Origin of the sequence: Hoylesella pleuritidis (assembly GCF_963541955.1) — a bacterium.
GTDB classification, from domain to species: Bacteria; Bacteroidota; Bacteroidia; order Bacteroidales; family Bacteroidaceae; genus Prevotella; species Prevotella pleuritidis.
The window spans coordinates 15,474-38,812 of the sequence record NZ_CAUTUT010000004.1 but is presented as its reverse complement, the minus strand read 5'-3'; the positions used below and the strand labels follow the sequence as shown (position 1 = coordinate 38,812).

At 43.5% G+C, this 23,339-nt stretch carries 24 protein-coding genes and 1 tRNA gene; 15 read left to right on the top strand and 10 right to left on the bottom strand.

What is annotated here, in order from left to right:
- Positions 1-193: 193 nt before the first annotated feature.
- Complete coding sequence (locus tag RWY97_RS02440) at positions 194-520, bottom strand: cupin domain-containing protein (RefSeq protein ID WP_315565325.1); 327 nt, start codon at positions 518-520, stop codon at positions 194-196.
- A 575-nt stretch (positions 521-1,095) separates the two neighbouring features.
- A tRNA-Met gene (locus RWY97_RS02435) sits at positions 1,096-1,169 on the bottom strand.
- Positions 1,170-1,308: 139 nt separating this feature from the next.
- On the opposite strand from RWY97_RS02435, the gene RWY97_RS02430 reads away from it, so the two are divergent.
- From RWY97_RS02430 to RWY97_RS02385, 10 genes are all read left to right on the top strand, one after another.
- Positions 1,309-1,707, top strand: a complete 399-nt coding sequence (locus RWY97_RS02430; RefSeq protein WP_021584530.1) for an START-like domain-containing protein — start codon at positions 1,309-1,311, stop codon at positions 1,705-1,707.
- 141 nt (positions 1,708-1,848) lie between these two features.
- Entirely contained in the window at positions 1,849-3,771 is a 1,923-nt protein-coding gene (locus RWY97_RS02425; RefSeq protein ID WP_315565322.1) for an LptF/LptG family permease, read from the top strand.
- A gap of 31 nt (positions 3,772-3,802) precedes the next feature.
- Positions 3,803-5,014, top strand: coding sequence for a bifunctional 3,4-dihydroxy-2-butanone-4-phosphate synthase/GTP cyclohydrolase II (locus tag RWY97_RS02420; RefSeq protein WP_315565320.1), 1,212 nt, complete (start codon positions 3,803-3,805; stop codon positions 5,012-5,014).
- A 430-nt stretch (positions 5,015-5,444) separates the two neighbouring features.
- The gene (locus tag RWY97_RS02415; RefSeq protein WP_021584580.1) at positions 5,445-6,284 is read left to right on the top strand and encodes a MotA/TolQ/ExbB proton channel family protein; all 840 of its coding nucleotides are present in this window, start codon (positions 5,445-5,447) and stop codon (positions 6,282-6,284) included.
- Positions 6,285-6,314: 30 nt separating this feature from the next.
- On the top strand, positions 6,315-6,926 hold the full coding sequence (locus RWY97_RS02410) for an ExbD/TolR family protein (RefSeq protein WP_021584514.1): 612 nt from the start codon (positions 6,315-6,317) through the stop codon (positions 6,924-6,926).
- Between the two features lie 3 nt (positions 6,927-6,929).
- A complete protein-coding gene (locus RWY97_RS02405; protein ID WP_024992015.1) occupies positions 6,930-7,574 on the top strand; it encodes an ExbD/TolR family protein in 645 nt (214 codons plus the stop codon).
- A gap of 28 nt (positions 7,575-7,602) precedes the next feature.
- Positions 7,603-8,436 carry an energy transducer TonB gene (locus tag RWY97_RS02400; RefSeq protein WP_315565319.1) on the top strand — a complete coding sequence of 278 codons (834 nt, stop codon included), beginning with the start codon at positions 7,603-7,605 and terminating at the stop codon, positions 8,434-8,436.
- Between the two features lies 1 nt (position 8,437).
- A complete protein-coding gene (locus tag RWY97_RS02395; protein WP_315565317.1) occupies positions 8,438-9,397 on the top strand; it encodes a PstS family phosphate ABC transporter substrate-binding protein in 960 nt (319 codons plus the stop codon).
- A gap of 66 nt (positions 9,398-9,463) precedes the next feature.
- Positions 9,464-10,885, top strand: a complete 1,422-nt coding sequence (locus RWY97_RS02390) for a tetratricopeptide repeat protein (RefSeq protein ID WP_315565316.1) — start codon at positions 9,464-9,466, stop codon at positions 10,883-10,885.
- Positions 10,886-11,322: 437 nt separating this feature from the next.
- On the top strand, positions 11,323-11,616 hold the full coding sequence (locus tag RWY97_RS02385) for a hypothetical protein (RefSeq protein ID WP_314079727.1): 294 nt from the start codon (positions 11,323-11,325) through the stop codon (positions 11,614-11,616).
- Positions 11,617-11,729: 113 nt separating this feature from the next.
- Here RWY97_RS02385 and rplS read toward each other — a convergent pair whose 3' ends face one another.
- The gene (gene rplS, locus RWY97_RS02380) at positions 11,730-12,092 is read right to left on the bottom strand and encodes a 50S ribosomal protein L19 (protein ID WP_021584559.1); all 363 of its coding nucleotides are present in this window, start codon (positions 12,090-12,092) and stop codon (positions 11,730-11,732) included.
- 274 nt (positions 12,093-12,366) lie between these two features.
- On the opposite strand from rplS, the gene RWY97_RS02375 reads away from it, so the two are divergent.
- Positions 12,367-13,131 (top strand): 5'-nucleotidase C-terminal domain-containing protein, encoded by a 765-nt coding sequence (locus RWY97_RS02375; protein WP_315565313.1) that lies wholly within the window; start codon positions 12,367-12,369, stop codon positions 13,129-13,131.
- 3 nt (positions 13,132-13,134) lie between these two features.
- Positions 13,135-13,974, top strand: a complete 840-nt coding sequence (locus tag RWY97_RS02370) for a bifunctional metallophosphatase/5'-nucleotidase (protein ID WP_021584556.1) — start codon at positions 13,135-13,137, stop codon at positions 13,972-13,974.
- A 171-nt stretch (positions 13,975-14,145) separates the two neighbouring features.
- On the opposite strand, the gene porT is transcribed toward RWY97_RS02370, so the two are convergent.
- Entirely contained in the window at positions 14,146-14,892 is a 747-nt protein-coding gene (gene porT, locus RWY97_RS02365; protein WP_315565310.1) for a type IX secretion/gliding motility protein PorT/SprT, read from the bottom strand.
- A gap of 189 nt (positions 14,893-15,081) precedes the next feature.
- On the opposite strand from porT, the gene RWY97_RS02360 reads away from it, so the two are divergent.
- Positions 15,082-15,249: a 4Fe-4S ferredoxin gene (locus tag RWY97_RS02360; protein WP_081691721.1), complete on the top strand. Its 168-nt coding sequence runs from the start codon at positions 15,082-15,084 to the stop codon at positions 15,247-15,249.
- A 104-nt stretch (positions 15,250-15,353) separates the two neighbouring features.
- Here RWY97_RS02360 and RWY97_RS02355 read toward each other — a convergent pair whose 3' ends face one another.
- On the bottom strand, positions 15,354-16,511 hold the full coding sequence (locus RWY97_RS02355) for a MalY/PatB family protein (RefSeq protein ID WP_315565307.1): 1,158 nt from the start codon (positions 16,509-16,511) through the stop codon (positions 15,354-15,356).
- Positions 16,512-16,543: 32 nt separating this feature from the next.
- Positions 16,544-17,407 (bottom strand): DUF3737 family protein, encoded by an 864-nt coding sequence (locus RWY97_RS02350; protein ID WP_021584528.1) that lies wholly within the window; start codon positions 17,405-17,407, stop codon positions 16,544-16,546.
- Between the two features lie 298 nt (positions 17,408-17,705).
- Here RWY97_RS02350 and RWY97_RS02345 point away from each other — a divergent pair, with 298 nt between their 5' ends.
- Complete coding sequence (locus tag RWY97_RS02345) at positions 17,706-18,974, top strand: phosphoribosylaminoimidazolecarboxamide formyltransferase (RefSeq protein ID WP_315565305.1); 1,269 nt, start codon at positions 17,706-17,708, stop codon at positions 18,972-18,974.
- A 160-nt stretch (positions 18,975-19,134) separates the two neighbouring features.
- Complete coding sequence (locus RWY97_RS02340; protein ID WP_021584587.1) at positions 19,135-19,332, top strand: hypothetical protein; 198 nt, start codon at positions 19,135-19,137, stop codon at positions 19,330-19,332.
- A gap of 113 nt (positions 19,333-19,445) precedes the next feature.
- On the opposite strand, the gene RWY97_RS02335 is transcribed toward RWY97_RS02340, so the two are convergent.
- The 4 genes from RWY97_RS02335 to RWY97_RS02320 all read right to left on the bottom strand — a co-directional run bounded on the left by RWY97_RS02335 (position 19,446) and on the right by RWY97_RS02320 (position 23,281).
- On the bottom strand, positions 19,446-20,600 hold the full coding sequence (locus RWY97_RS02335) for a M23 family metallopeptidase (protein ID WP_315565303.1): 1,155 nt from the start codon (positions 20,598-20,600) through the stop codon (positions 19,446-19,448).
- A 26-nt stretch (positions 20,601-20,626) separates the two neighbouring features.
- Positions 20,627-21,406: a peptidoglycan editing factor PgeF gene (gene pgeF, locus RWY97_RS02330; protein ID WP_021584574.1), complete on the bottom strand. Its 780-nt coding sequence runs from the start codon at positions 21,404-21,406 to the stop codon at positions 20,627-20,629.
- A 15-nt stretch (positions 21,407-21,421) separates the two neighbouring features.
- Positions 21,422-22,603, bottom strand: coding sequence for a GTPase ObgE (gene obgE / locus RWY97_RS02325; RefSeq protein WP_315565301.1), 1,182 nt, complete (start codon positions 22,601-22,603; stop codon positions 21,422-21,424).
- Positions 22,604-22,708: 105 nt separating this feature from the next.
- On the bottom strand, positions 22,709-23,281 hold the full coding sequence (locus RWY97_RS02320; protein ID WP_024992027.1) for an adenylate kinase: 573 nt from the start codon (positions 23,279-23,281) through the stop codon (positions 22,709-22,711).
- Between the last annotated feature and the right edge of the window lie 58 nt (positions 23,282-23,339).

The following is a 23,339-nucleotide window of genomic DNA, read 5'->3' as shown; positions in this document are numbered from 1 at the left end:
GTTAGTGAGTTGGTAAGTTTTAAGTTCAGACAGAAACTGATCAGTGACAGGTTGTGAGTTCTTTCAGCTAACGAGTTGATAAGATTTAAGCAGTTTTATACCCAATCACTTATCAACCCGCGAACAATCAACAAATGAATGATTCTTTCGCAATTATCAATTCGCAATCATTCATCCTCAACTATCATCATCCCTACCCTCGAATCATCGTTATCGCCATTTTGAAACGTTCATTGGCATTCACCGCGTGACGTGCACCGGCAGGGATGATAATCATTTCACCGGTTTTCGGGTGATAGAGTTCATCTTCTATCATAATCTCCGCCACACCGTCGATAATGTTCAGCACGGCATCATAAGGTGCCGTATGTTCGCTCAACCGCTGCCCTTTGTCAAAAGCGAACAGCGTCACACTACCTGCATTTGAGTGTATAAATTCTTTACTCACGATACCGCCCTCGGCATAATCTATCACATTGTTGGGTACCAAAACGGTCTTTTTCTCAATCTTGTTGTCCATAATTGCTATGTTTAAATTATTGAATAATGTCTCCGTTTATGCTAAAAACAAACTCTATACCAAATCATTCTTTAAGCAGAAAATGGTCACATTTGTGCTTAGAAAAAGTAAAAGAGGAAAAGTTTCACCTTAGATCTTTTTCAAAAGGAGAAAGGAGGAAAAATATAATTGTATTTAGTTGAGAATCAGACATATATAAAAGTTATTGTAATTAACCATTAAATACCGTGTAATTAACAGTTAAACGCACGCTGTCTAACAGCTTTTCGCAACGCGATTAACGGTTAATTAAAACGTGTTTCGCCGCCCTCTCTTGTTTTAAGAGAAAGAAAGGTAAAATTCGGTCAATACAATTTGTTTATTTCTTATATTCTTTTCCATTTTCCGTTTGAAGTAAATTCCATTCCTGTCCACAGTACCCCTATTCCTGAATTTAAAAAGGTCGGACCCCTGTCTGAAATGCAATCAAAATGATCAATGGCCAATTCTCAATGACCAATCGATAAATAGTCTCCTATTTGGAGTACAAAAAGAAAGGACTTACGAATCTCTTCGCAAGTCCTTTATCATTTTTGTAGCGGGGGTGGGACCCGAACCCACGACCTCCGGATTATGAATCCGACGCTCTAACCAGCTGAGCTATCCCGCCATTGTCGCCTTATTAGCGGGTGCAAAGGTAAGACAAAGTTTTTAAATAACAAAAAAAATAATGGGCTTTTTGCCGAGTTCTTCAAAAAAACAACTACTTTTGTAACCGGTAGTTCGATATAATATCTGCCTAACCACTTATGAACAAGCAGACAATACGCATTGAAAGAGAGTTGAAATCGAATTCTCTGCCGATTATTTGGAATATTATCAGTACACCAGCAGGGCTTTCCAAATGGTTGGCCGACGAGGTGAGCCAAGACGAAAATAAACTGATCTTCACCTGGGGAAAGTCGTGGAGCCATCACGAAACAAAGACTGCCACCATCGGCGAAACTGTTAAGAACAGTCATTTCAGGTTTCATTGGGACAGCGAAGAGGATAGGAACACTTTTGTTGAACTGCGAATAGAACGCGGCGAACTGACTAATGACCACATTCTCATCATTACGGACCACGCCGAAATCGAAGATGTAGATTTCCTTGAAGGACTTTGGGAAGATAATTTAGATCGCTTACACCGCACCTGCGGATTGTAAGAGAAAGCGAGAAAGTATCCAGCCGTCAGACAGTCAGCCCCGTATCAAATAATAAAAAACAAAAAATCGGGATGTTTCTGATTTTTTTATACTAAATTTGCAGACCGATCCCAGCAACGGATTCATCAATTCTGAATGGTAATGTTTCGTATAAAGAAGTTAGATATATTCATTGCACGCCAATTCGCACTCCTCTTCGTGGGCACTTTCTTCATCTGTCAGTTTGTGCTGATGATGCAGTTTCTGTGGATGTATATCGACAAACTGATTGGTAAAGGGCTGTCAATGGAGATTATGGCACAATTCTTTTGGTATATGGGGCTGATGCTCGTGCCACAAGCATTACCGTTAGCAATTCTTCTTTCGTCATTGATCACATTCGGAAACTTAGGCGAAAGCTCGGAGCTTACAGCTATCAAAGCCTCTGGCACATCGCTGATGCAGGCGTTCAGATCACTGATTCTCATATCGACTTTCATCTGTTTCGGGTCATTTTATTTCCAAAACAACATCGGGCCAGAGGCCAATATGAAGATCGCTCAACTGTTGATCTCCATCAAACAGAAAAGTCCTGAGGTAGAAATACCCGAAGGCATCTTCTATGACGGCATCAGCGGTACTAATATCTATGTGCAGAAGAAAGACGTCAATACAGGAAAACTATACGGTGTGATGGTTTATAAAATGTCGGACAGCTATGAAGATGCAACCATCATACTTGCAGACTCGGGGATGTTACAATCTACGGCCGAAAAGAAACACTTGATTATGACGCTTTGGAGCGGTGAGTGGTTTGAAAATATGCAAGCCAGCGAACTGGGCAATACGGCTTCAGTACCTTACAGAAGAGAGTCGTTTATCACGAAACAAATCGTGGATAACTTTGACGGAGACTTCAATCTGACGGACGCCACATCGCTTTCCAATAATGCTAGAGCCAAGAGCTTGACACAGATTCGCCAAGACATAGACTCCTTGAATCACGAATACGACAGTATCGGACGGGCGTATTATCGAGATGCTAAGCTCTCCCTTTATCGTACAGACAGTATATCCAAAGCCGATTCCGTACGAGCTATCAGGATGGCCGGAGCCCAAACATTCAATTATGACTCCCTGTTCAACAAACAGTCTATGGACAAACGACAGGAAACTGTAAATCAGGCACTTGCTCAAGTACAAGCAGCAGTGAAAGATCTTGAATATAAAAGTATGATCACCGACGACGGAGACTATATCATCCGACAGCATCAGATCGAGACGATCAATAAATTTACGGTAGCGCTTTCGTGTTTGATATTTTTCTTTATCGGTGCCCCATTAGGTGCAATCATCCGAAAAGGCGGCTTGGGCGTTCCCGTCATCATCTCTGTTTTGGTGTTTATCGTCTATTATATCTTGGACAACTCGGGATACAGAATGGCCCGCGGAGGGATGTGGGCAGTATGGTTCGGTAAAGGATTGGCACCGGGCGTGTTGATTCCTATTGCCATTTTTGTAACTTACAAAGCCAATAATGACTCGGTGGTATTCAATTTTGACCTTTACCGCGACCTCTTCCGACAAATGTTCGGGCTGCGTGTGAAGCGGCATTTCTTCGGCAAAGAAGTTATCATCAACGACCCCATTTATCCCGAAGATGCAGTCCGACTGCAACAGATTACGCAAAAAATACGGATATACTCAAAAGAACACAACCTGAAAACGGCACCGAACGTTATCAAAGTGTTCTTCAAATACCGACCGGATCATGAAATAGAACGTATCAATCAGTTATTAGAGACAGTGATTGAAGACCTCTCCAACACCAAGGATAAGCAGATCCTCAAAGACTTGAACTCCTATCCTGTACTCGCAGTCAAAGCCCATACTCGACCGTTCGAGCGTAAATGGATGAACGTCATAGGAGGCGTTTTCCTGCCTACCGGCATCTTTTTCTATCTTAGAATGTGGCGTTTTCGACTACGACTGTTGCGAGATCTCCGCATCATTATGCAGACCAACAGTGAAATTATTAATAGAATTCAAGAAATCAGTGACCAAACGGTCACTCAAAAACAATAAATAATAATTAAGGATATTAAGCTGAAACACTATGGAAGAGCCCAAACTGAACAGCGTAGAAGAAGCTGTGAGAGACTTCAAAGAAGGAAAATTCGTCATCGTTGTCGATGACGAAGACCGCGAAAACGAGGGAGACCTAATTATTGCAGCTGAAAAGATAACACCGGAAAAGGTAAACTTTATGCTGAAAAACGCCCGTGGAGTGCTCTGTGCACCCATAACATTGTCGCGTTGCAAAGAACTTGACCTCCCACATCAGGTGATGGACAACACATCTGTCTTGGGAACACCTTTCACTGTTACCGTAGATAAATTAGAGGGGTGTACCACTGGTGTGTCGGCTCACGACCGTGCCGAAACCATCAAGGCATTAGCCGACCCAACATCTACTCCTCACACATTCGGCCGACCGGGCCATATCAATCCTCTGTACGCACAAGACAACGGCGTGTTACGGCGTAGCGGACATACAGAAGCTGCCATCGACCTCTGTAAGATGGCCGGTCTCTATCCCGCCGGAGCTCTGATGGAGATAATGAATGACGACGGAACGATGGCCCGTTTACCCCAACTCAGAAAGATGGCCGAGCAATATAGCTTGAAAATCATTTCCATTAAAGATATGATAGCATACAGATTAAAGACGGAGTCATTGATAGAAGTGGGTAACAAAGTGGATATGCCAACAAAGTATGGTACATTCAAGCTAATTCCTTTCCGTCAAACCAGTACGGGAATAGAGCATATGGCCCTTGTGAAAGGCGAATGGAAACCTGACGAACCGATATTGGTACGCGTCCATTCATCGTGTGCTACGGGTGACATCCTCGGTAGTATGCGTTGCGATTGCGGTGAACAGCTTCATAAGGCGATGCAAATGATCGATAAAGAAGGTAAAGGCGTACTGATTTATATGCAGCAGGAAGGTCGTGGAATCGGCCTGATGAATAAAATTGCTGCCTATAAACTGCAAGAAGAAGGATACGACACAGTAGAAGCAAATGTACATCTTGGCTTCAAACCTGATGAACGCGATTATGGCTGTGGAGCCCAGATGCTGCGACACCTTGATGTACACAAGATGCGACTGATTACGAATAACCCCACCAAGCGAGTAGGTTTAGAGGCTTATGGATTGGAAATCATTGAGAATATACCTATCGAAATCAAGCCAAATCCCTATGATTATAAATATCTTAAAACTAAACAAGAGCGTATGGGACATCGTCTTCACCTACAATAATTAAGATAAAAACGTGCTATGGAGTTCGCAATCTGTTACAAATTAGTTGTTTTTCGTGAAATAATTACACGATTCTTTCGTTATAACAGATAATTTGCTTACTTTTGCAAGACGAATATTCATAAAAGTCAAAACAAAATATGAGAATCGAACAAACAAGATTCGATGTCGTTATCGGAACTTAACAAAAAAACAGGTGCATAACGATAATCAGCGTGGAATGCCCAAGGAGCATAACGGATATTCATAAAAAATAGAGGAAGACACCGTTAAAACTCCTTAATTACTATTCGCTTAAACACGAAATTATTATCTTTGCCCTGTCAATATTCCACATAGCGAACATATATAGACACAAAAATAACATTAAATCAAGTAAGGCATTAACAACTTAAATTTATTAACAACTAAAAGATTAAAGTTTTAAATTATGGCAACAACACAAAAGACAGCCAGCCCTGTTAAGAAATCACAGGGCTTCCAAGGAGTTAGAGCAGCTTTCTGGATTATCGTATTCTGCTTTATCGTCGCAGTTTGTATCTTCAAATTCTTGCTGGGTAATCCTGCAAACTTCGTTAACAACGACCCAACTGGTGCCGTGTTGAACGGGAACTTGTTAGGTACGATTTATAAAGGCGGTATGGTCGTTCCTATCATCCACACTTTGTTGCTCAGCGTGCTCACCCTTTCCATCGAGCGCTGGTTAGCTCTCCGCACCGCTTTCGGAACGGGATCTCTGACCAAGTTTGTGGCTAACATCAAGGCAGCAGTAAGCGCTAACGACTTTGCGAAAGCTCAGCAGCTCTGTGACAAACAGAAAGGTTCTGTAGCAAATGTTGTTTCAGCTTCTCTGAACGCTTACAAGGAAATGGAAGCTACGACCGGTATCAAAAAAGGGCAGAAGGTTTCCAAGATTCAACAAGCTCACGAAGAAGCTACCCAGCTTGAAATGCCGACATTACAGATGAATCTTCCTATCATTGCAACTATTGTAACATTGGGTACACTTACAGGACTTCTCGGTACAGTAACCGGTATGATCAAGTCATTCGCAGCATTGGCAGCCGGTGGTGGTGGCGACTCTCTCGCTCTATCAACTGGTATTTCTGAGGCCTTGATCAACACCGCATTCGGTATCTTGACATCTTGGTTTGCAGTTATTTCGTATAACTTCTTCACCAACAAGATTGATAAGTTGACCTACGCCCTCGATGAGGTTGGTTATTCAATTGCTCAGACATACGAAGCCAATCACGCAGAAGAAGCTTAATTTTTGCTAACCCTCTAAAATTTTATCGCTATGGGTAAAGTAAAAGTTAAGAAACAATCGGTCTGGATCGATATGACACCGATGTCGGACGTGATGGTTCTTTTGCTGACATTCTTTATGTTGACGTCAACGTTTGTAAAGAATGAACCAGTGAAAGTCGTGACGCCAGGTTCGGTTTCTGAGATCAAAGTTCCAGAAAAAGACGTGCTGAATATCCTTGTCGACAAGTCTGGCAAGATATTTATGAGTATGGACAACCAGATGCAAATGGCTAATGTACTCTCCAATATGACCAACCAATTTGGGGTGTCATTGAACAACGCACAAGTCAAGAAGTTTCAGAAAGACCCAATGTGGGGTGTTCCTATGGATAAACTTTCGGCCTATTTGAATCTCGATGAGAGTCAGATGGCAAACGAAATCAAAAATCAAGGGATCCCCACTGACAGTATCGAAGGCAAGAAGAGTGAGTTTCAATTGTGGGTTGAGCAAGCCCGTGATGTGAATCCAGATATCAAACTTGCTATCAAAGCCGATGCAGACACTCCTTATAAAGTGGTAAAGAAGGTGATGTCTGAACTTCAAGATATGAGTGAGAACCGTTACTATCTCATCACTTCATACAAAAAGCAGGAGGATTAAAGGATGAAAAAGAAAGAAAGCAAACAAAAGAAGATGGATGTCCGCGTCGACTTTACGCCGATGGTAGACATGATGATGCTTCTGATCACATTCTTTATGCTCTGTACGTCGTTGGCTAAGCCACAGACGATGGAGTTGAGTATGCCGAGTAACGATAAGAATCTGACAGACGAGAATAAATCTGTAACGAAAGAGTCTTACACGATTACGATTTACGTAACGGGTAACAATGGAATTTACTACATTGCCGGTATCCCGAAATACGACGATCCTTCATGTTTGAAAAAGACCACTTGGGGAAAAGATGGAATCCGAAAAGTACTCATTACACACGTTACCGAAGACGGAACTCAACCCGTCCAGCAGGTAATGTTAGCAAAAGCTAAACTTGATGAGAAGAAGTTGAAAGATTCCAAATTCCCACAAGAGAAATACGATAAGGAGCTTGCTAAGATTAAATCCGGTGAGATTAATGGACAACATATCTCCACGATGACTGTCATTATCAAAGCAACCGATAATTCGCTATACAATAACTTGGTCGACGCTCTTGATGAAATGCAGATTTGCAGCATTGGTAAATATGTGATAGACAAGGTTAAACCCGAAGACAAAGTCCTTCTTGAGAAGGCTGGTATTAAGGAGTAACAGTGTAAACTATTAAAAGAAAAAAGCTATGTCAAAAATAGATTTGATTTCGAACGATTGGGTTGACTTGATCTTCGAAGGCAAGAACCAAGCTTACGGAGCCTACAAGCTACGCAAAGGGACTTCCAGAAGAAATATCATCTCAATCATTATAGTAGTTGTCGTTGCCCTTCTCGCTTTCTCAGTAATCGCTATCAAGAAGATTGTTGATGCAAATACAGAGAAGGTTGCTTCAACTCAGGTCACCGAATTGTCTAACTTGGAGCAGAAGCAAAAGAAAGCCGAAGTCAAGAAACAAATTAAGGTACAAGAGCCGGAGAAAGTAGTTGAACGCGTTAAGAGTTCTGTCAAATTTACCGCACCAGTCATTAAGAAGGACAGCGAGGTAAAACCTGAAGATGAAATCAAGACGCAAGACCAGCTGATGCAGAATAAAGCTGCCATCGGTTCATTTGATGTCAAAGGTAACGATGATGCCAACGGTGAAGTCTTAAAAGCTAAGGAAGTCATTGCACAACCCGAACCTCCCAAGGTAGAAGAGAACAAAGTCTTCGATATGGTTGAAGAAATGCCCTCTTTCCCTGGTGGTCAAGCAGCCTTGATGCAATTCCTCCAAAGCAATACTCACTATCCGGCAGTAGCACAAGAGAATGGTGTGCAAGGCCGTGTAACCGTTTCTTTCGTTGTAGAAAAAGATGGTTCGATTACCGATGTGCAAGTCGCGCGCTCTGCCGACCCGTCGTTAGACAAAGAAGCAGTACGTGTTGTTAAGAGTATGCCACGTTGGACTCCGGGCCGACAGAATGGTTCTACCGTACGTGTGAAGTTCAACGTACCTGTTACATTCAGACTCAATAATTGATATGAATAAAACAACATCTTACATCATTGTAGGATTAACACTGCTCACCACCCTCATCGTATCCTGCAAACCGCAGAAACATAAGGGTGGACGAACAGACACATATTCGTCAGGGGTGATTCACTTCGCCTCTGACGAAAGTTTTAGTCCCATTATAGAAGAAGAGCGTGACATCTTCGAGAGTATCTATACAAAAGCAAGAGTAAATCCTATCTATACCAGTGAATCCGACGGAATCAATTTACTGCTCAAAGACAGCATATGTTTAATGATTGCAGCACGAGATTTCAAACCCAACGAAAAGAAAAATTTACAAGACCGCAGGTTTATGCCACAATCATTCGCCATTGCCTATGACGGTTTGGCTTTGATTGTAAATAAAACAAATACAGATACGTGTATTACGGTGAACGACATCGCTCGTATTCTGACTGGTAAAGTCAAGAAATGGAGCGATATTTATCCCTCTTCTAAACGCGGAGACATCGTTCTCGTTTTCGACAATAAAAAGTCGAGTACTGTTCATTTTGCCGAAGACAGCATCCTCCACGGTAACCCCATTACCAGTCCTAATGTCATTGCAACCAATAAAACAGCAGATGTCATTAACTATGTAGAGAAAAATGCCGGTGCGATCGGTATCATCGGCAGCAATTGGTTGAATGATAAACGCGACACAACCAATCTTACATTCAACAAGAATATCCGTCTGATGTCGGTAAGTAAGTTGCAAAAAGCAACGCCGGCCAATAGCTGGAAACCTTACCAATATTATATATATAACGGCAACTATCCGCTCATCCGGACTATTTACTGCCTGCTCAACGACCCCATCAACGGTCTTCCGTGGGGCTTTGCAAACTTCATCCGATCACCCAAAGGCCAAATGATTGTGATGAAAACAGGACTTTTGCCCGTTGCTGGCAATATAAATATAAGAAACGTTAATGTCACCGAATGAACAAAATATTTATAGCATAGGAACATCTAAGATCATATAGATTCAGGAATTAAAACAGAAGAAACGATGAAAACAAGAAAATATCTATTAGCAGTAGCGCTGATGATAGGATTCAGCACTACAATGATGGCACAAGATGTCAAGAATCAGGTAGATGCTATCACCAAAGTGATAGCTGCGAATAAGTCTAATCCTGCTGCGGCAACAGAACAGGTAAAAGCTTTCTACAAGCAAAACAAAAAGAATACAGAGGCTTTAGTTGGCTTAGGACGCGCTTACCTCAACATTCAAGACACCCTAAACGCTAAAAAATATGCGGAAGAAGCTATCAAGAGAGACAAGAATTGCGCCCCCGGTTACATTCTGTTGGGTGACATTGAAGTTGTGAAAGACAATGGCGGGGCAGCATCAAGCTGGTATTCAAGTGCCATCTATTTCGATCCCAAGAATCCCGAAGGTTATCGCAAGTACGCAATGATTTATAGCAAAGTAAGCCCGTCGGCATCTGTAGCCAAGCTCGAAGAGCTCCGCAAACAGCGCCCGGACTATCCCGTAGATATCATCTCTGCCGAGATTTATGACAAGGCCGGTAACCTTACAAAGGCGTTGGAATATTATAATAAGGTAGACAGGAACAAGATGGAACCGCACCAATTAACCAACTTTGCATTAGATTACTTCCTCAAAGGTGAATTCGACAAGAGTCTCGAAATTGCACAGTTCGGTAACCAAAAATTTCCGAGAAACCCGGCGTTAAACCGTATTTCGTTCTTCAATCTCACCAATTTGAAGCGTTATCCCGAGGCTTTGAACTATGCCGACAAACTGTTCAACCAGAGCGACTCTACTAAGATCACTGAAAGCGATTACCTCTACTATGGCTATGCTTACCTTGGGAATAAGGAATACGACAAGGCTATCGATATGTTCAATAAGTCGTTGGAAGAAAACAAAGACAATGACGCCGACAAGAGCGACGCCTTGAAAAATATTGCAAATGCCTATAATGAGAAAGGCGATTTTACCAATGCTACGGCTACTTATGATAAATATCTCAAAAGTTTAAAGCAGATTACGGCAGTTGATTACAACACATTGGCTACAATGTATATGGCACAAACCGAGAAACTGACAGGTACAGCCCAGAAGGAAGCGTACGACAAAGCCGACGGAGTATATGCAGAGATGGCTGAGAAATTTCCAAGTGCAGCCGACTTTGCTACTTATCAGCGTGCCCATATCGGCTTTGCCCTCGATCCTGAGACCAAGACCGGCGCAGCCAAGCCACATTATGAGAAGTTGATTGAGATTATTAAAGGTCATACGGAAAAAGGGAATCGCGATGACGAACGTCTCATTGAGGCCTATCGTTATTTAGGTTATTACTATATGCTGAAGAATGATAACGCCACAGCCAAAGGCTATTGGGAGAAAGTGTTAGAGCTTGATCCCGAGAATACAGTAGCCAAACAGGCCTTAGGTAAATAAAGATACATCATTATACTACAATACAAGGGGACAGGAGAAAGGAATTTTCTCCTTGTCCCTTTTCTTGTTTCACACAAAATTAAGCTCCCAATGTACTCCCACAAAAGACGAATCAGCAGCACCAACACTATGATATAAAAACATTCTCTTCCATTTTTACTACACTCCTACATCTTATTATATACATACCAGACGATCAAACACTTAAATAATGTAAGTAACTCGATTTATCTTTACACATCCTAGATTCCCTTGACAAGAACCATTCGACTATTAACTTTCAAATGAGTGATTTACGATCAATGACAAATGAGAAATGAAAAAATAAGTCTCATCTTTCTTTTTTCATCTTTTCAAATTCAATCGTATTCTTTTTGTTTTGCCATTCAAATAACTTAGCGTATCTTTGCAACGTGTTTTACAACTGTCAGTAAGCTATGAAAGGAGATTTAACACTGCTTCTTGAAAAAGTAGAAAAGAAAGTAGGAAAGACAATCGAACTGACTTCCGACTTTGAAAAACTGGCTGCGGTCTTCTTAAAGGATCATATCCACCTGAACGCGACGGGACTGAGACGAGCTTGGGAACATCTTCGAGGTACCGGAAAACTTTCCAAAGATACACTTGATAAGATTGCTCTCTTTGTCGGTTATCAGAGTTGGGCAGATTTTCAAGGTGCTCTTCACGGAGAAGACAACGGTCAAACGAATTATGAAACAGAAGAAAACTAACGTAAAAAAGAGGTTCAATCATTAATGATTGAACCTCTTTTACTTTCTTTCTTAGAATTATAGAGAGTGATTCTTCATATCTCTTCTCTCCTCTCTTATTCCTTTTAAGACTATCAAGCCTTCTCTGCAGCAACTCTCTTTTCTTTAATTCGAGCCTTCTTACCGGTAAGCTTACGCAAATAATACAGTTTAGCACGACGCACTTTACCATGCTTATTCACCTCAATAGAATCGATATTCGGCGACTCCAACGGGAAAATACGCTCCACACCAATTGTTCCTGACATCTTACGAACGGTAAAACGTTTCTTGTCTCCGTGCCCAGAGATGCGGATTACAACGCCGCGATAAAGCTGAATACGCTCTTTTGAACCCTCGATAATTTTGTAAGCGACAGTCACAGTATCTCCGGCTTTGAACTCCGGATGCTGTTTGCCGGTTGCAAATGCTTCTTCAGCAACTTTAATTAAATCCATTTTACTTGATCATTAAATTTGTTATCGTTCCAACGCAACATAACCAGGCCACTCATCTTCCTGCCAGCGATTACGCCGAAAAGCGCTGCAAAGATACGATTTTTAGTTGAACGTTCCAAATTTATTCATTCGTTTCTTTCCGAATACCTTCTTTTCGATCGTGCCCGCTCAATATTTTCGGAAAGAAATTCGTATCTTTGCACGCAGTTGTTACGCCTTTTCGCTCTGCAAGAGACCATCAGGCACAATCAAACAAACATAAACACCATAAACAATGCATAGACCAATACGATATTTCGGACTGTCGGCGACTTTCATACTTGCCACATCCTGCGGCTCACATTACACACTTTCGAGTGTGGAACGCAGCCGAATCCTCATCGACAAACGGTATGACGCACAGCCGGATGCCGCTGCCGCCGCTTTCATTGCACCCTATAAGCATCGTGTCGATTCAATAATGAGCCCCGTTGTAGGATCAGCAGTCCGCACGATAACGGCCCATCGCCCGTGGAGTCCACTTTCTAACCTGCTCACCGACATCTTGGTTTGGGGCGGAAAACTGTTTAATGAGCATCCCGATTTCGCCGTTTACAATATGGGTGGCATCCGTGCTGCCCTCGTTCAAGGACCGGTGACCTATGGAGATGTGGTAGATATGGCACCGTTTGAGAACAAGATCTGCTTCGTCACGCTGTCAGGGACCAAAGTGTTGCAACTATTTCGCGAAATCGCTTCTACCGGAGGAGAAGGCGTGAGCAGCAGTGTGCGATTGGTGATTACGCACGACGGAAAACTGAAAAGCGCCCAAGTGAACGGCCAAAACATTGATCCGGCCAAGACATATCGCATTGCCACACTCGATTATGTAGCGCAAGGAAATGACAAGATGGAAGCATTTAAAAGTGCAACAGATGTTGTTTCGCCCACCAGTAATGAGAACAACATACGCTTCATAATTATAGATTACTTCCGGGAAGCTGCCGCGCAAGGCCGAAGTGTCGACGGACCGAATGACGAACGAATAAAAGTAGAATAGAGAATGAAACGAATTTATATCCTGATAACTGTGTTCTGTGTCTGCATTTTGAGTGTATCGGCACAGCGAAAACTGATGATTCTTCACACAAACGACACACATAGTTGCATTATGCCACTCAATACGAGCCTCACAGATACAATGTTAGCGGGTCGGGGAGGCTTTCTTCGGCGCGTAGCAATGATTAAGGAAGAACGCAAGAAACATCCCGATCTGTTGCTGTTCGATAGCGGTGATTTCTCACAAGGCTCTCCTTACTACACCCTTTTCAAAGGAGATGTAGAGATAGGGTTGATGAATGAGATGGGCTACGACGCGTCGACAGTGGGCAATCACGAGTTCGACTTCGGTTTGGAGAATATGGCTCGCATCTTCAAAAAAGCCAAATTCCCTATTCTTTGTGCCAACTACGACTTTACAGGAACCCCTTTGGAAGGTATTGTCAAGCCTTATACTATCATCAAAAGAAATGGAGTGAAGATCGGCGTATTCGGTATCGATCCAGAAATGGACGGCTTGGTGATTCACAAGAATTATGAGGGCGTGAAATATCTCGATCCTGTTTCAAGTGCAGAAAAAACAGCCTCACTACTCAAAAACAAGTTGAAATGCGATGTTGTGATCTGCATTTCGCATTTAGGTTGGGGCTTGAAAGGGATGGATGACCAACGAATGATCGCCGGTTCGCGTAACATCGACCTTGTACTCGGTGGTCACTCGCATACTTATTTTGAGACATTGAAGTATGCAAAAAACCTCGATGGTAAAGAAATTCCAGTCGACCAGAACGGCAAAAATGCTGTTTTTGTAGGGCGACTGATTCTGAATTTCGACAAGAAATAGCTTTTAACAGAGTAGAAAAGTTAAAAGAGTGAAAACCTAAAAGCGTTAAACTTGCTTTAAGAGGTTAAACGTAAGAGCAAAAAACAAAACAAGCGGCGCACAAAAATCTCTCAAAACAACTATATCTCTGCTTATTACTTACTCTCTTTACTGCTTATTTCCCTTTGCGACTTATTCAAAATAGAATGTAAGTACAATCATCTTAGTGTGTGCTTCCTTTACCGATAAGGTGTAAGGAAGCATATTTTTATCTTTCATCCGCTTGCCATGGCCCTTATCAAGACTGTTAAGCGGACTGAAAAGGAATTTCAATTCAGGACGAAGTTTGAAAAAAGGAAGATACAAATCGCAGCCGATTCCTACTTCAAAATAGACATCATAGCGTTTCAGGCGCAGATAGTCGTTATGTTTCCCACTGAGATTGAGCATCGGATTAAAACCTGCCAACAGATAGGGACGATGATTATTGAATCGCGGAGCGGCAAAAATCAACTCGGTAGCCGTCGATAAATAGACCGTTTTCAAATCCTGATGGCGCTCCGTAGGACGACCTTCGGCATCGGTCACGGTACTGTTTCTGAACGTGATATGCCGCGATCCGAAATACATTGCGGGTGCAATACGCAGCTGAAAATGCGTGCTCAACCGCAGCTCTCCCGCCACTCCCACGGTGAAACCAGCATCCCAACGGTCTTGATCGGTATTGATAACAATCTCAGTAACCTTTCCGTCATCACCAGTAATGAGTTGCGAACAGACATTTTGCAGTTCGATATCTTGCAAATGCGTACCGACCAGAATACCGAAATGGAACGGGCGCAAATCAATATACGGTTTATTCTGCACTTTCTGCACCTGAGCGGCAGCCCCGACCACACTGAAAATCAGTGCTAAAAACGTGAAATCAAGTCTTTTCATCTTCTCTTTATAACGCGCAAAAACAGTTGTTATTGTACCAAAACCACGTGAGAAGAAACGTTAATTAACAAAAAAGACATACCTAAATATAGGTATATCAAAATTAATTTGTACCTTTGCATCGTACAAAAGTAGGTATTACACCCCGGCATTGTACAAAACATTATGAACATTTAAATATTAGTGATTATGGCTTACGTAATTAGTAACGACTGCATTGCTTGCGGTACGTGTATAGATGAATGCCCGGTAGAGGCGATTTCAGAGGGAGAAAAGTACTCGATCAACCCCGATCTGTGTACAGAGTGCGGCACTTGTGCTTCTGTTTGTCCGAGTGAGGCAATTAGTCTGCCGTAAAGTTACATTCCTTCTCGAGTGGAATAAAAGGGTGAGCCTTGTACAGGCTCACCCTTTTTCTATATCTATACCCTATCGGCTGGTTATCCTTTCCGGCCCGTTCGTTAACCTAATACTTTGGCAATACGCTCTAATCCTTCCGTCATCCGACGACGTGGACAAGCAATATTGATACGAATAAATCCCTCGCCGGCCGTTTTCCCATACATCGTTCCACTGCTAACCATCACACGACCATCGTCCGATAGCCGACGAGCGACTTCATTCGAAGTTTCGCCTGTGGCCCGAACATCCACCCAGACCAAATAAGTTCCTTCCAATTTCGTCACTTTCAGCTGCGGTAAACGATTCCGAAAGAAATCGCACAACATCAGATAATTCTCCCAAAGATATGCATTGAGCTCGTCAAGCCACGCTTCCCCTTCATTGTAAGCAGCTTGGAGAGCCACCACGCCGAATGGATTGACGTCGCAAACTTCATTGATATTAATGGCTCTATCTATTCTTCGGCGCACCGAAGGATTGTTACTGATAATGTTGGCAATCTGCAATCCCGCCGTATTGAATGATTTTGAGGGCGAGTTCAGGATAATACTGTTATTCCGACAGGCAACAGATATGGCTGCAAACGGTACAAACGAATGCCCCGGCATCACCAATTCGCAATGTATTTCATCAGAAACAACTCTTACTTTATGGCGTAAACAGATGTCGTTCAGCCTCTCTAATTCTTCACGTGTCCATACCCGTCCTGCCGGATTATGTGGGTTGCAAAGCAGGAAAAGCCGTGTTCGAGGATCGGAAGCACACCGTTCAAAGTTTTCCCAATCAATTTTATATGTGCCGTTTGTATAGATCAACGGACTCTCCATTATCTCACAGTCATTGTTTCGAATAGAAGAGAAGAAGCAATTGTATACCGGTGTCTGCACCAACACGTTGTCTCCGGGTTGACAAAAAGCCTTGATGACAGCCGAAACAGCGGGTACCACACCCGAGGTGTACAGTATCCAGTCGCGTTCGATGTGCCAACCGTGCCGCCGATTAAACCATCGGATAACGGCCGAATAATAACTTTCGGGTACCCGTGTATAGCCGAAGATGCCGTGATCTACACGCCGACGCAGAGCCTCAGTGATGCAAGGAGCCGCCGAAAAATCCATATCAGCCACCCACATCGGGATGATATCATCAGCCGAAGGCGTATCCCACTTATAGCTATCGGTGCCTCGGCGCATAGGAGAAGTATCGAAATTAAACATTGTTCATCCTGTTTTTCGTCGGTTTAAACCACTTATGCACATACATCTTGCTGTCCTCTGACCACGATTTCACAGTCGGCAGGCTGTTTGATATACGCATCTATCGTCACCGATCCGACAGCATCGACTATAATCCGACCGCTGATAGGATTCTTAATATTGGTAACCGCACCGCGAATATCAGCCTGAACGGTAGAGTCTTCAAACATTCTGTCACAGTCGGAACCGAACGAACAGTTTTCCAAAACAAGGTTTTCGACATAGCAAAGAGGCTGTTCACCAGTGATACGACAGTTTACCAAACGCAAGTTTTTTGAATGCCAACCTAAAAATTCGCCGTTAAGTTCACTGTCGTAGACAGTCACATTCTCAGTCTCCCACAGTGCATCCTTTGTCGTTATCTTAGCATTCCGTATCTCGGCGTTCTTTACATATTGGAAGATATATTTAGAGTCGCTCACCAATCCTTCGACTTTCACGTTGGTACAGAACATAAACGGGTAAGTACCTTCGTGCAATGTGACATTGTTAGCTGTCAATCCGTCGACTTTCCAAAATGTTTCGTCGGCGTCATTGATGGTGACATTCTTCAATGTCAGATTCTTCATCTCTCGGAAAAACTTAGGTCCGTCAATCACACAGTCTTCCATTCGCATATTATCCGAATACCAAATGGCGCTGCGCGATCCTTCGGCGAAATAACAATCAGTAATCACCGAACCGTCGACGTGCCACCAAGGATATTTACCATAGAACCTACATCTGTCGGCTTCGAGATCGGAACAGCATTTGATACCCGATTCTCCGTCGGTGATCTCAATATTTTCCAAACGCGTATCGTGGATTCCGAACAACGGCCTTTCACCTCCGAACGTCTCGTTTTTAATCAACTTCATTATCGTTTTATTATCGTAATACGTTTGTAAAGCTACAAAAAGCGTACCAGAAAGAATATAAACAAATTACGGATAAAAATGCTTTATTCCTATAATAAGCAACCGATACCTTTCCATTAACCGTTAATCGCCCGGCGAAAAGCCGTTAAACGGCGCGTGATTAACGGTTAAACGTAAGGTGATTAACAGCTAATCATACGCAGTTTAACCGTCAATCGCAAGTACTTTTGTATCTATCTGATTTCCAAGCATATATAAACCTGTAATTCTCCCCTCTCCTATCGGATAAAAATTGGGGATGAGGCTTATCGCAAAAAGACAGCCATCATCTGGTAAAAATCATTTTTTTACATTATCTTTGCACACAGAAACCAATACGCTTATTATGAAAGAGTCAGCACTCAAATACGGCTGCAACCCGAATCAAAAGCCCTCGCGCATCTTCATCGATAAAGGAGAACTCCCCATCGAGGTGCTCAATGGCCAACCGGGCTATATTAATTTTCTCGACGCTCTCAACAGTTGGCAACTCGTGAAGGAGTTGAAAGCTGCCACAGGGACTGCTGCTGCTGCATCGTTCAAACACGTCTCACCCGCAGGAGCAGCTATCGGGCTACCTCTGAACGACACTTTGAAACGGATATATTTCGTAGATGACATTCCGATGAAACTCTCTCCGCTGGCCTGTGCCTATGCTCGCGCACGCGGAGCAGACCGTATGAGCAGTTACGGAGACTTCGTTGCTTTGAGCGATACGTGCGATACCGCCACGGCAACACTTATCAAACGTGAAGTGTCCGACGGTGTGATTGCACCCGATTTCAGTCCCGAAGCTCTTGAAATATTACGAGACAAGCGTAAAGGAACATATAATATCATTAAGATTGACCCTGACTATCGTCCCAATCCGATTGAACGCAAACAGGTCTTCGGTATCACTTTCGAACAGGGACGCAACGAAATCCGGCTCGATGCCCCCACTTTATTCGATAATATACCCACACGAAACAAAGCATTTACACCCGACGCCAAGCGAGATCTGATCATTTCGCTGATTATTCTGAAATACACGCAGAGCAACTCAGTGTGTTACGTCAAAGACGGGCAGGCTATCGGCATCGGAGCGGGGCAACAAAGTCGCATCCATTGCACACGATTGGCAGGTAACAAAGCCGATATTTGGTGGCTCCGCCAACATCCCAAAGTGATGAATCTGCCATTCAAAGCTGACATCAGACGGGCCGATCGCGACAATTCCATTGACGTTTACATCAGCGAAGACTACAATGACGTGTTGACAGAAGGCGTTTGGCAGCAGTTTTTCGATACCCGTCCTACCCCATTGACACGTGAAGAGAAATGCGATTGGATAGCGCAGAATTGCCAAGTATCTCTCGGCAGCGATGCTTTCTTTCCTTTTGGCGACAACATCGAGCGCGCCCATAAGAGCGGAGTAGAATACATTGCCCAAGCCGGCGGCTCGGTTCGAGACGACAATGTGATTGAGACCTGCGATAAATACGGTATCGCAATGGCATTCACAGGGGTAAGATTGTTTCATCATTAAAGATGAGCCTCCTCTCTTTCACACCAAAGGAGAAAGAGGGAAATGATGAAAAAAGAAGTAAGTGGAAAATAAATAAGAAAAAACTTCAAAACAGTAAGGACCAGTTCCGTAAGTCTATCTCCTTTCGGGAGAATCAAAAAGGGCCGATACTTATTATTTTATGACAGACATCGACGACATAATCGCAGGCGGCGGAATCGTATTTCGAGGAGCCCCAAAAGGTAACAACGCCGATAAAGGCAAAGTAAAGACCAAAGCAAAAAAGAAAAAATACATCACAGGTGCACACGGAAGCGGATCTGCGATGCAAAAAGCTAAATATCGAACGCAACGTGCTAACAGACGGAAAGGGAAATAGGATTTATTGCGCTACGCGCAATAAATCCGGATGAAGGATGAATGATGAAAGAGGAGGGATTAATTCTACATCTATTCATTAATCATTGCGCATAATGCAATCCATTCGTCATTTCATTTCCCGCGTGCATAATAATTGGTCTTAGACCGTACTTTCCCATTAGAATAAGTTAAAGTAGCTTGTCTGAGCGACTTATTGAGATGGTCGAAGACCATTGCCGGGTCTATGCGTCGACTTTTGAAATAGACCTCGAAATGTAAATGCTCAGTCGTGGCACGACCTGTTCGCCCCGTTAATCCAATCACTTGACCGGCTTTGACGCAGTCGCCTACCTTGACAAAATTCTTGGATTGGTGGCTATAAAGCGTTTCCAAGCCATTAGGATGTTTGATAACAATGCAGTTACCATAGCCGAAATAGGGACACGAACGGGTAACAACACCATCGAAAGCGGCCAAGATTTCATCGTTAGGTTTGGTTTTGATGTCTACACCCGGATGCCGACGTTTGCCACCGTAAGGGCTAATCACGTGACTGCCGGGCAACGGATAACTCCACTCTCGCTTGCTGAAATCAGACAAATTGAGTTTATTCGGCGTGTCGCTTTTAGCCATTTCGCGTTCAGTTTCTTTCTTCACAGGCTTGCTGTCATCCCAGTCGTCGAAATAATCACCCTTTTCCACAGTGATATTGACACGCGAACCACGCTTCTCGCAGAGTAAAATCTGCTTGCGTAAACGGTGACTTTTAAGTTCGAAGATCACGTCAGGGTTGATCTTTCCACCGTTTATCATTACCGAAAAACGACAGAAGACCCGCTTGCCGTCACCTCCCACGATGGCGATAGTTTGTCCGGCTTTAACCCGTTGACCTACGGTTGCCAGATTTTGAGCATTGTGTGCATAAACGGTTTCAAGTCCGTTGTCGTGACGAATGACAATAACATTGCCCTGTGAAAGCGTGCTTCGACTCAGTCGGACAACGCCTTCAAACATCGCTTTCACAGCATCGCCTTTGGAAGTAACAATGTCTAAGTCGCCGTTTCCGGCCTGTTCAATCTTACCCACAGGCAAAGGAAACGAGTATTCACGACTGCGCAGCTGGCCAAGATCAATATTGAAAGCATTGGAACGTGCAAAAAGTCCCGGTGTAGGAATACTGATCTGCCACGTTTCAGCAGTTGTAAACTTATCTTTAGCAGCTGATTGAGCCGATAAAGTGATAGCCAACAGTGTAACAGTGATAATTTGTCGTGAATTGGTCTTCATTTTTTCAAGCGTTTCGTAATTGTTGTTCATCGGAGCAAAATACCCGAATAGATGCGCCCGGAGGCTGTTCCTAAGCGACGAGCAGAGAAATAATCAGCTGCCCGCTTGTAAGTACAGATGCCTGAGACATAGATTTGCGCAGGACAAACACCGACTTCTACTAATTGAAGTCGATTGCATTCCCAAAGATCGATATGCCATTTGGTGTAACGACGAGCGATAGTAGACATCTCGAATCCTGCTTTTTCAAAGGCAGAATAAACTTCATCCCCTACCTCAAAGTGATCCGAAGAAATGCCGGGACCTATACAGGCTCGAAGCTGTGTAGACTCGGTACCATAGTAAACGTGCATTTTCGCAATAGCTCTTTGCACAATGCGTTGCGCAGTTCCACGCCATCCTGCGTGCACAGCACACACAGATTGATGTATCGGATCATACAAAAGAATAGGAATACAATCAGCTGTCGACACGCCGACACATACATTCGAGACATCGGTCATTACACCGTCGACGCCTTCCAGCAGTTGGTCGCGGTCTGCCTGCGGTTTCATCAAAAAGGCAGTATCTACTTTTTGCAGTCCCACACCGTGTGTTTGGTGGGGTACGATCAATCTTTCAGGAGCAATATTCAACTCTTCACAGAGCGCAATGCGATTAACTCGAACAACCTCTGCATCATCTCCACAAAATAGGTTGATGTTAAACGTACTGTAATTACCAACACTTGCGCCTCCGTGTCGAGTCGATGAGAAAGCCGTAACGCCCTCGCCAAGCGTATAATATGTGAGCTGTGGCAGTTTCAATGCAAATATTTCCTGTTATTTTTCAGCATTCGATACAGGGTCGTCTTCATATTCAAAGTCATCAAGATCTTCGATATCGTCTTCATCAAGATACTCAATATTATCGTTTTCTCCCTCCTCCCGCAATTCATCGGCAATACGTTGCATATCCTTGTCGCGATGAACGAGCGTCTCTTCGGCCATAATATCCTGTATCTTATTGCTTTCACTGTTGAGTTCCTGCCACAAAACATTCTTCAATTCATCCAATCCTTGTCCGGTAACCGACGATATGAAAAGGCAAGGAAGATCATTGGGGAGTGTCTCACGAAGCATTTCTACGAGTTCCTCATCGAGCAGATCGCTTTTCGTTACGGCCAATACGCGATGTTTGTCGAGCATCTCGGGATTGAAGTTTCGTAGTTCGTTGAGCAGAATTTCGTACTCGCGCTTAATATCGTCGGTGTCGCCCGGCACCATAAACAGCAGCAAAGAGTTACGCTCAATATGACGTAAAAAACGCAAGCCGAGGCCCTTTCCCTCGCTCGCTCCTTCAATAATGCCGGGAATATCGGCCATTACGAACGACTGTTTGTCGTGATACCCCACAATACCCAGCGATGGTTCGAGCGTGGTAAACGGATAATTGGCAATTTTGGGGCGTGCACTCGACAAAGCCGAAAGTAATGTCGATTTACCTGCATTGGGCAAACCGACGAGTCCGACATCGGCCAACAACTTGAGTTCGAGAATAATCGTCATCTCCTCCATCGGTTCGCCGGGTTGTGCGAAACGTGGAGCCTGATTGGTAGCCGACCGAAATTGGAAGTTACCCAAACCTCCGCGACCGCCTTTCAAGAGCAAAACCTCTTGCCCGTCATACATCACATCACAAACGAATTTTCCCGTTTCGGCATCATAAACCACTGTTCCGCACGGCACGTCGATATACCGATCCTTGCCATTTGTACCGTGACACTTGTCTCGTCCGCCGTTTCCGCCGTGCTCGGCAAAGATATGTCGCTCGTATTTCAGATGTAAGAGCGTCCAATAATTATGGTTCCCGCGCAGATAAATGCTGCCTCCATTACCACCGTCTCCGCCGTCAGGACCTCCATTAGGTTGATATTTCACGTGCCGCAGATGCATAGATCCCCGGCCACCTTTGCCCGAGCGGCAATATATTTTAACGTAATCGATAAAGTTGGAATCGGACATAGTTTCTTAGTTTTTAAGTTCTTGGGGTTGTAAATCGATAAGTTTTTAGACTTCTAAAGCTGCCAACTAAAACTAAAAAGCTCATCAATTAAAAAACTCAAAAACTCATAACCTATCTACAACGGCACAAATATCGGCAAAGATGCGGTCGAGTTCGCCCAAGCCTTGTATATGGTTGTGAATGCCTTCACGCTTATACCAATCGATCAACGGTGCAGTCTGACCGTGATAAACATCGAGGCGTTTCTTGATTGTCTCCTCGTTGTCGTCAGAACGACCACTCTGCTGACCGCGAAGAATCAACCGTTTCATCAGTTCTTCTTCCGGAACGTCGAGCTCTATCATTGCAGCCACATTATGTCCACGCGTGGCCAGCATCTTTTTCAGTGCCTCGGCTTGAGCAATTGTACGTGGGAAACCATCGAAGATAACACCTTTGTGGTCCTTGCCGAAGCTATCATAAACACTCGCAAGAATGTCAACCATCAGTTCATCGGGAATAAGCTGTCCTTTATCGATATAGTTTTTGGCTGTCTTTCCTAACTCTGTTCCATTCTTGATTTCATTTCGCAACACGTCGCCTGTCGAGATATGATTCAACCCATATTTATCAATTAGTTTATCACTCTGCGTTCCCTTGCCGGAGCCCGGTGCCCCAAAGATTACAATATTCCTCATTTTAGTTTTTTGTTTATAAGTTTATAAGTTTCTTCGTATGTGAATTGTCTACACAACA